Source organism: Mesorhizobium sp. M2A.F.Ca.ET.042.01.1.1, assembly GCF_003997405.1.
GTDB lineage: Bacteria > Pseudomonadota > Alphaproteobacteria > Rhizobiales > Rhizobiaceae > Mesorhizobium.
On sequence record NZ_RZRX01000627.1, the window covers coordinates 1 to 624 of the forward strand.

At 63.1% G+C, this 624-nt stretch carries 1 protein-coding gene; it reads right to left on the reverse strand.

Translation table 11 applies throughout. From position 1 onward, the window contains the following. On the reverse strand, window positions 1-531 hold a 531-nt coding region (locus EOA23_RS35250; protein WP_145966629.1), incomplete at its 3' end, for a tyrosine-type recombinase/integrase. Window positions 532-624 lie beyond the last annotated feature (93 nt).

Consider the following 624-nt stretch of genomic DNA (forward strand, 5'->3'; position numbering starts at 1 on the left):
ATCCATGGCGGGCTGATGCACGTCGTCGAGCTGGAGGCCCGTCAGCTCGGAGACCCGCAAGCCGCAGGCATAGGCCAGGTGCAGCATCGCCCTGTCGCGCACGCCCGATGATGTTCGTCGGTCTGGGGCGTCAAGCAAGGCTTGCAACTCCGGCCGTGTGAGATAGTCGACCAAGGGCTGTGTGATGCGTTTGCTCGGGATTGCATGCACTTGCAGTGCAACGTTGAGGCAGGCTGGCGCCCGATATTCAAGGAACCGGAAGAAGGATTTGAACGCTGCAAGCCGAGCATTTCGGGTCCGTGGCTTGTTCGCGCGATCGGATTCGATGTGGTCCAGGAAGTCGAGGATCAGCTCGGCCCCCAACTGCTCCACCTGGAGCTCGCAAGGGCGGACCCGCAACTGCTCGGCTGCGAAGCCGACGAGCAGCTGGAAGCTGTATGCGTAGCTGTCGATCGTATGGCGACTGGCGCCGCGATCGCGTGGCAGATGCTCCAGCAGGTACGTGCTCAGGTGCGGTGCGAGAGCGGTCATCGCGCACCGCCTTCCCGGAAGGCCTCAGCGGTGTCCGCGATCTGTCGGGTCAGCACGGGCGTCGCTTCCAGATACCAATAGGTATCGGAGAGG